This window comes from Micromonospora sp. NPDC023644, from assembly GCF_040640115.1.
Lineage (GTDB): Bacteria > Actinomycetota > Actinomycetes > Mycobacteriales > Micromonosporaceae > Micromonospora.
On sequence record NZ_JBFABA010000015.1, the window covers coordinates 130,891 to 137,952 of the forward strand.

General features: G+C 76.3%; 9 protein-coding genes. 4 read left to right on the forward strand and 5 right to left on the reverse strand.

The window, feature by feature from the left end:
• Position 1 precedes the first annotated feature (1 nt).
• Both AB0G08_RS14775 and AB0G08_RS14780 read right to left on the reverse strand, forming a co-directional pair.
• A complete protein-coding gene (locus AB0G08_RS14775) occupies positions 2-1,783 on the reverse strand; it encodes a SpoIIE family protein phosphatase (protein WP_358087386.1) in 1,782 nt (593 codons plus the stop codon).
• 78 nt (positions 1,784-1,861) lie between these two features.
• Positions 1,862-2,032: a hypothetical protein gene (locus AB0G08_RS14780; protein WP_172896549.1), complete on the reverse strand. Its 171-nt coding sequence runs from the start codon at positions 2,030-2,032 to the stop codon at positions 1,862-1,864.
• A gap of 215 nt (positions 2,033-2,247) precedes the next feature.
• Here AB0G08_RS14780 and AB0G08_RS14785 point away from each other — a divergent pair, with 215 nt between their 5' ends.
• Together AB0G08_RS14785 and AB0G08_RS14790 are read left to right on the forward strand one after the other, a co-directional pair.
• Positions 2,248-2,883: a hypothetical protein gene (locus tag AB0G08_RS14785; protein ID WP_358087388.1), complete on the forward strand. Its 636-nt coding sequence runs from the start codon at positions 2,248-2,250 to the stop codon at positions 2,881-2,883.
• Between the two features lie 278 nt (positions 2,884-3,161).
• Positions 3,162-3,467, forward strand: coding sequence for a hypothetical protein (locus AB0G08_RS14790; protein ID WP_357876626.1), 306 nt, complete (start codon positions 3,162-3,164; stop codon positions 3,465-3,467).
• A gap of 57 nt (positions 3,468-3,524) precedes the next feature.
• Here the strand turns inward: AB0G08_RS14790 and AB0G08_RS14795 are convergent, their stop codons facing one another.
• The 3 genes from AB0G08_RS14795 to AB0G08_RS14805 form a co-directional block, all read right to left on the reverse strand.
• Positions 3,525-4,052, reverse strand: coding sequence for a DinB family protein (locus AB0G08_RS14795; RefSeq protein WP_358087389.1), 528 nt, complete (start codon positions 4,050-4,052; stop codon positions 3,525-3,527).
• Between the two features lie 168 nt (positions 4,053-4,220).
• On the reverse strand, positions 4,221-4,409 hold the full coding sequence (locus AB0G08_RS14800) for a hypothetical protein (RefSeq protein ID WP_358087391.1): 189 nt from the start codon (positions 4,407-4,409) through the stop codon (positions 4,221-4,223).
• An 87-nt stretch (positions 4,410-4,496) separates the two neighbouring features.
• The gene (locus AB0G08_RS14805) at positions 4,497-5,417 is read right to left on the reverse strand and encodes a DUF72 domain-containing protein (RefSeq protein WP_358087392.1); all 921 of its coding nucleotides are present in this window, start codon (positions 5,415-5,417) and stop codon (positions 4,497-4,499) included.
• A gap of 150 nt (positions 5,418-5,567) precedes the next feature.
• On the opposite strand from AB0G08_RS14805, the gene AB0G08_RS14810 reads away from it, so the two are divergent.
• Entirely contained in the window at positions 5,568-6,083 is a 516-nt protein-coding gene (locus AB0G08_RS14810) for a DinB family protein (RefSeq protein WP_358087394.1), read from the forward strand.
• Positions 6,084-6,170: 87 nt separating this feature from the next.
• The coding region (locus tag AB0G08_RS14815) for a hypothetical protein (RefSeq protein ID WP_358087396.1) at positions 6,171-7,062 on the forward strand (892 nt) is incomplete at its 3' end.

Below are 7,062 nucleotides of genomic sequence, written 5' to 3' on the forward strand. Positions count from 1 at the left end.
CTCAGCCGACCCGCAGCGCCAGCAGGGCGACGTCGTCGTCCGGCTCGGCCGTCAGCTCGGCGAGGAGCGCGTCGCAGAACGGCTCCAGCGGCAGGTCGCACAGCCGTGCGGCCGCCTCCCGCAGGCGTTCGACGCCGACGTCGATGAGGGTGTCGCGGCGCTCGACGAGCCCGTCGGTGTAGAGCAGCAGGGTCGCGCCCGGTGCGAGGAGGAGCTCGTGGTCGCGCCGGGGCAGCGGTCCGACGCCGAGCAGTGGGTCCGGGTCGGTGGCCAGCAGCCGCGCCGTGCCGTCGGGGTGCACGAGCACCGGCGGCGGATGGCCGGCGTTGCACCAGGTGAGGTGCGCCGCCCGCGGGTCGCCGGAGGCGGGCGGGACACGGACGTGCCCGACCACGGCCGAGGCGAACGTCGACACGCCCAGCCCGCGCAGGGCCCGTTCGAGCCCGGCGAAGATCGCCGCCGGCGGCTCACCCAGCACGTACGCGACACCGCGCAGGGTGTTGCGGATCTGGGCCATCGCGGTCAGCGCGGCCCGGTCGTGCCCGGTGACGTCGCCGATCACCAGGGTGGTGGCCCCGTCGGCGGCGGGGAAGGCGTCGTACCAGTCCCCGCCGACCTGCTCGTGCTCCACCGCCGGGTGGTACCGCACCGCGATGTCGAGGCCGGCCACCGGCGGCGGGTCGGAGAGCAGGCTGCGTTGCAGCGTCTCCGAGGTCCGCCGCTGCTCCCGGTGCACCCGGATCCGGTCGAGCGTCTGCGCGCACTGCGCCGCGAACGCGCCCAGCACCTCGACCTCGCGCGGCGTGAACGGATGCGGCGCGCGCCAGCCGACGGTCAGCGAGCCGAGCAGCCGCTCCCCCACCCGCAGCGGAAGGGCGGCCCACGCCTCCAGCCCCGTCGAGGCGACGACGTCGGCCATCTCGGCGGTGAACTCCAGGGCGGCGGCCCGGTCGGGCAGGAAGACCGTGTGGCCCGCGTACGCCGAGACGCTGGACGGCAGCGGGCCGGTCAGCGGCAGCTCGGCGAAGCGGGCGCGGGCGACACCACCGAGGCTGTCGGTGAGGGTGAGCCGCAGCAGGTCGCCGCCGTCGTCCCGGACGGCCACGGCGCCGCCGTCGGCGTCGAGCGCCCCGAGGCCCCGGTCGACGACCACCTCGGTCAGCTCGGCGACGCTCTCGCAGCCGGCCAGGTCGGCGGCCAGGTCGACCAGGGTGGCGAGGCGGCGGTTCGCCACCGCCTGGGCCGCCAGCGCGCCGCGCAGCTCCCGCGCCCGGGCGTACAGGTCGGCCTCTGCCTCCTCCATGCGGCGCCGGAAGGTCTCGCCGCGGGCCTGCTCGTCCCTGCTCCGTCGCCGTTCCTGGACGAAGTCTGTGACGTCCTCGGGTCGGTGCAGCAGCAGCACGACGCGCCCGTCGTCGTCGAGGATCGGCACGTTCATCGGGCTCCAGTACCGCCGCACGAAGCCGCCGGTCCCGTCGGGGATGTCGTAGCGCTGCAACGCCATCGTGTCCGGCCGGCCCGTGTCCCGGGCCCGCAGCAGGGAGGCCCGCAGGTTGGGCACCCCGCTGCCCTCCGGGTGGTCCGGGTTCGTCGGGAACACGGCGAACAGCTCCCGCCCGAGAAGCTCCTCGCGGGTGCGGGCGGTGGCGCGCAGGTACGCCTCGTTTGCCTCGACGATCACCAGGTCCAGGGTGAGCACCAGGTACGGCGACGGCGCGGCGGCGAAGATCCGGGCGTGGTCCACCGCCGCCGGTTCTCCCACCCGGTCCCGTCCGTCACCCACGTTCCCTCGCTCCCGACCTCGCCACCGAGCCCGTACGCCGTTCCCGGGCGGCGTGCGGGCCGCCCGGGAGGCACGTGTTCACTCGTCGGTGTCGACGGGCACCATCTCGCCGTCCCGTTCCACGCGGGTCTCCCCGCGCTCGGCCGGCGGCGGCACCTGGGCCGTGGTCTTGCGCGGATCGTTGTCCGGGTGCATCAGCACCGCGTCGGTCGACGCGGTCTTCTCCCGGCTCTCCTCGGGCTGCGACATCCGCTTCCCCTCTCGTCGGGTCGTCCGACGATCTACCCGCCACCGGCCCCGCCGACTCCCCCCGCCCGGTCCCGATCGTCGGCCGGCGCCGACGCCACCGGTTCCCGCTCTTCCCCGGTATCCGTGCCGCTGCGGCGTATCGGCAGGTGACGGGCGGGATTAGCCGACCGGGCGGCGGGTATGCCGCACCGCCCGACACGGTGGAAGGGGATCAGATGTCCGAACGACACACCGCACTGCGCTCGATGCACGACCTGGGCCTGGCGGCCTGGTTCGGGGGCTCCCTGATGGGAGCGTTCGGCGTCAACGGCGCGGCGGCACAGATGAACGACTCGACCCAGCGGTTGCCGATGGCCTCGGCCGGCTGGGCCCGGTGGACCCCGGTGAACGCCGCGGCGATCGGCGCCCACCTGGCGGGGGCCGTCGGGGAACTGGTGACGGAGAGCCCCCGGGTGGCCGCCCAGGCGGGAGTGGCCCGGGCCAGCACGCTGAAGACGGCGTTGACGGTCGGCGCGCTGGCGGTGACCGGCTACAGCCGGCTGCTCGGCATGAAGTTGGAGAAGGCCGGCGGGCCGGCGGTCGAGGGGGTCACCGAGCCGAACTCGCACACGCCGTCGAACGTGGCGTCGTGTCAGCGGCAGATGCGGATGCTCCAGTGGGCGATCCCGGCGATGACCGGGGCGCTCATCGTGATGACCGCGTACATGGGCGAGCAGCAGAAGCCCGGCGAGGTGTTCCGGGGGATGCTGGGGCGCGTGGGCGGCACGCGGAACGCGCCGAAGGGGATCGGCGCGCTCATGGCGATGGGCATGTCCAACAAGAAGCGGATGGCGAAGTCCGGCCGCTGCTGACCGACGTGCCGCGCGGCGGCGTCCCGCCGACTCCTCGGCGGCGGGGCGCCGCCGCGCGTGTCCTCCGCGGGGCGCCGCCGCGCGTGTCCTCCCGCGGCGGGGCGCCGCCGCGTGTCCTGCGCCCGGTGCGTCCGGCCGCCGGGTCGCCGGCGAGGCATGACCGCCCCGGCGACGGGCAATCGGAGCCGGTACCGGCGGACCGACCAGCGAGGTGGCCAATGACGGCAGGAGACGGACGCGGCGGGGACCGACGCCCACCGGAGGCGACCACCGCATGGGTGACCAGGGACGGGCTGGACGTGGAGCCGCCGTGGGGCACCGGCGAGCACGACCCCATGGACGAGGGCAGCGAGGAGACCGCCGTGCCGGAGGGGCGGCGCGGGGAGCGGCGCGCCGACGAGCCGGCGGGACCGTCCGGCCCCGCCGGGCGGCACGGCTTCGGCCCGGTCGAACCGACCCCCACGCGGCCGGCGGGCCCCGGCGCGCCGCCCGACCCGGCGCCGGCCCGGCGGTCCTTCCCCGACGCCGCCGACGTCGAGGAGCGGACGGAGGACGCGCTGCGCACCAGGGGCCGACGCTCCTGACCGGCGCTCCCACGGCCGGATCGCGGCCGGGACGGCCCCCGTGCCGAGCGCCCGGCGTCAGGCGCGTCCGGCCGCGCGCAGCAGCCGGAGTTGACCGATCTCGGCCGCGTTCTTCATCAACTCGGCGTTGACCCAGCCGAGCATGTGCGCCACCGTGTGCCCCGAGTCGTCCTGCCACGGGAACGGCGCGGCGCCGTCGAGGTCGTCGTCGCCGAGGCGGTCGAGCTGACCGAGCCACTCGGCGCGCAGGCCGCGCAGCCAGGCGACCGTCGGCTCGCCCGCGCCCGGCCATCCGACGTCGGTGCGCTGCCGTGGTGGCCGTCCTGCGAGATGGTCCATGGTCACCGTCCACCACCAGCCGATGTGCCACGACAGCCAGGCGATCGTCGGCACCGGCACGGGGTCGGGTTCGGTGTCGGCCCAGTCGGGTGTCCAGCGGCCGTCGGGGCCGCGACGCACCGTCCAGCAGAGCGCGGCCGGCTCCCAGAGGAAGTCCGCCGCGTCGAGGCGCTCGAGGTGGTATTCGAACAGCGACCACGTCAGGTCGAACTGGAAGCGCAGGAGCGCGCGGGAGGTTGCCGCCATCGGGCGATCATCCCCGAGGGCGGTGGCCACGGTCGACGGAATAAGACCCGCCGCCACGACCCCGACCGCAGCGGCCCGCCCGGCCGGCCGCCTCCTGGCGGCGGCCCACCCGGGCAGCTCGTGCCGGCGGCCCGTCCGGCCATGGCCGCCGCCGCGCGGTGGGCGAGCTCAGCCGCCGGCGGTGTCCTCCCCGGCGACCCCGGCGGGGTCGTCCGCCACCGGGTGTCCGGTGTCGTCCACCAGGCCGGGCACCATGCTGCCCCCGTGCGCCTCCTGCGCCTGCCGGGTCTCGCGCGCCGCCGCGTCCTGCGGTACGCCCGGCGCGTCCCCCGGGTGCTCCTGCCGCTGCTCACCCATCACCGCGTCCCCTTCCGTCGCTCACGTCCCGCCGGTACCCGACCGGCCGCCGGGGAAACCCCGCGGCGTCGCCGATCGCGCCCGTGGTCAGGAGGGCCTGCCGGCTCCCGCCCGCGCCGCCCGGTCCCGTCCCGCGGGCTCGACGCCCAACAGCTCCGCGAGCCGCGCGGCGTCACGCTGGGCCTGGTCGCCGCAGCAGTTGTTGAACAGCGCGTGCAGCTCGCCCGCCTGCCCGGCCAGCTCGACCAGCAGCTCCGACCAGCGGCGCAGTTCCTCGTCGCCGTACGCGTAGCGGAACTTCTCCTGCTTGTCCCCGGTCTCCCAGGCGGCGCTGTGCCCGTGGAACCGGACCACCGCCAGCTCCGCCGTGGCGAACAGGATGGGTGGCACCGACGAGGGGTGCCCCTGCGGCATGTCGACGCAGACGAACGACAGCTCGCGCTCCCGCAGGAACGCGAGCGTGTCCAGCGCCGCCGTGCCGTCGAACCAGGACGCGTGGCGCAGCTCGACGGCGACCCGCCACGGCCGGCACCGCTCCGCCAGTTCGGCGATGCGCCGCTCGGCGGCGGCCCCCCGGGCCAGCCACGGCGGAAACTGGAGCAGGACCGCGCCGAGCCGGTCGGCCGCCGCGATCGGGTCCAGCGCCGCGCGGAAGCGGTCCCACAGCTCGTCGTACGCGGCCGCCGGGAGGTCGCGGCGGCGGATCCGGCTCGGGCCGCCGGCCGGGCGCAGGTCGCGGGGCAGCGCCGCCACCGGTGTCGGGTGACCGGTGAAGAGGCTGAACGCCTTGACGTCGAAGGTGAAGCCCTCGGGCGTGGCGTCGACCCAGCCCTGCGTCGTCTCCGGCACGGGCACCGCGTAGTAGGAGGTGTCCACCTCGACCAGCGGATACCGCCCGGCGTAGAAGTCGAGCCGGCCGGCCGGGGTGTTCGCCGCACGCGGATACCAGCCCGAGCGAAGCAGCATCTGGTCCGCCCAGGACGACGTGCCCACCTTGATCACACCCATGTGATTCAGTGCACCCCGGACCGGACAGATCAGCAACCGCTGGCGGAAATCCGGCGTCCGGCACCGCCTTCGATGTCGGTGGGCGCTCCTATGCTGGCCGCGTCCGGAGAAGCCAGAAATCCGGAGAGGCCCCAGGAGAGGAGCGTGGCGATGACCACGACCACGACCACGACCGCACAGCTGACCGGCGAGCGGGCCGACCTGGTGCAGACGCTGCGCCTGCACCGCGACTTCCTGCGGCGGACCGTCGCGGGGCTGACCGACGAGCAGGCCGCGACCCGCAGCACCGTCAGCGAGCTCTGTCCGGGCGGTCTGATCAAGCACGTCACGCAGGTGGAGCGGCGGTGGATGCGGTTCGCCGTCGGCGGCGCCGAGGCGATGGAGAGCGAGCCGGTCGACTGGGCGGGCCAGTTCCGCATGCACGAGGGCGAGAGCCTGGAAGGGTTGCTCGCCGACTACGCCCGGGTCGCCGCCACGACCGACGAACTGGTCGGCACGCTCGACCTCGACGCCACCCACCCGCTGCCGCAGGCCCCCTGGTTCGAGCCCGGCGCGAGCTGGTCGGTCCGCCGCGTCCTGCTGCACCTCGTCGCCGAGACGTCCCAGCACGCGGGGCACGCCGACATCCTGCGCGAGGCGATCGACGGCGCCAAGACCATGGGCTGAGCCGGTCCCCTCCCCGACCCGTGTTTGTCGGACGTCACACCCCTACCGTGTGACGGCCCGGCGGCCCGTGGCGCTGAGGGACACGAGATGAAAGCACACCGGATGGACCAGGAGACCGTCGAGCGGCTGCTCGGTGGTCCGGTCCGCGACCCGCAGGACGGTCCGCGGTCCGTCGCGTCGCTCTTGACGGCGGTCCGCGCCGCGCCCCACGCCAGCGAGCTGGCCGGGGAGGAGGCGGCCGTACGGGCCTACCGGCTGGCCCGGGCCGGGGATCCGCTCGGGCTGCCGGAGCGGCGCCGGCGGCCCGCCCTGGCGGGGTTCGGCGTCCGCGCCGCGCTCGCCGGCGCCGCCCTGGCCCTCACGGGCGGCGTCGCCCTCGCCGCCACCGGGGGCGCGCTGCCCTACCCGCTGGGGGGTCCGGCACCCACCACCGCCGCTCCCCTGCCCGCCCCCACGACGGGCGCCTCCCCCACGGCGGCTCCCGACCCGCCCTCCGCCCCGACGGGCGGGGCGGACGGTCGGCCGGAGCCGGACGCGGCGGTGCGGGAGTTGTGCCGGGCGTACCGGGAGGATGCCGGCGACGAGCCGGGCGGCGTCCTGGACGACGCCGCCTTCGGCAGGCTGATCCACGCCGCCGGTGGCCGTAAGGAGGTGGCCGGCTACTGCGAGCGGGTGCTGGCCGCCCCGGAGCCGACGAGCCCCGGTCCGCACGGCAGCCCGTCCGGCCGGCCCTCCACGACCCCGACCGGCCGACCGGGGGGCGACGCGACCAGCCGCCCCGGGGTCACCCCCACCAGCCGACCCACCACCACCCCGACCAGTCGGCCCACCACCGCCCCGACCGGCCGACCCGGGGCGGAACCGACCGGCCGGCCGGGAGCGGCACCGACCGGCCAGCGGGTCGGCCCCACGGCGTCGCCGTCGGTCACGGCCGCGCAGCCGGCCCGGCCCGCCCCGGGGGCCGGCCCGCCGGCGCAGG

Bases quoted from the DNA above. Each gene is read 5' to 3' on its own strand.
- AB0G08_RS14805 (WP_358087392.1), bottom strand. From the start codon at position 5,417: ATGGGTGTGATCAAGGTGGGCACGTCGTCCTGGGCGGACCAGATGCTG.
- AB0G08_RS14785 (WP_358087388.1), top strand. From the start codon at position 2,248: ATGTCCGAACGACACACCGCACTGCGCTCGATGCACGACCTGGGCCTG.
- AB0G08_RS14780 (WP_172896549.1), bottom strand. From the start codon at position 2,032: ATGTCGCAGCCCGAGGAGAGCCGGGAGAAGACCGCGTCGACCGACGCG.
- AB0G08_RS14795 (WP_358087389.1), bottom strand. From the start codon at position 4,052: ATGGCGGCAACCTCCCGCGCGCTCCTGCGCTTCCAGTTCGACCTGACG.
- AB0G08_RS14810 (WP_358087394.1), top strand. From the start codon at position 5,568: ATGACCACGACCACGACCACGACCGCACAGCTGACCGGCGAGCGGGCC.
- AB0G08_RS14800 (WP_358087391.1), bottom strand. From the start codon at position 4,409: ATGGGTGAGCAGCGGCAGGAGCACCCGGGGGACGCGCCGGGCGTACCG.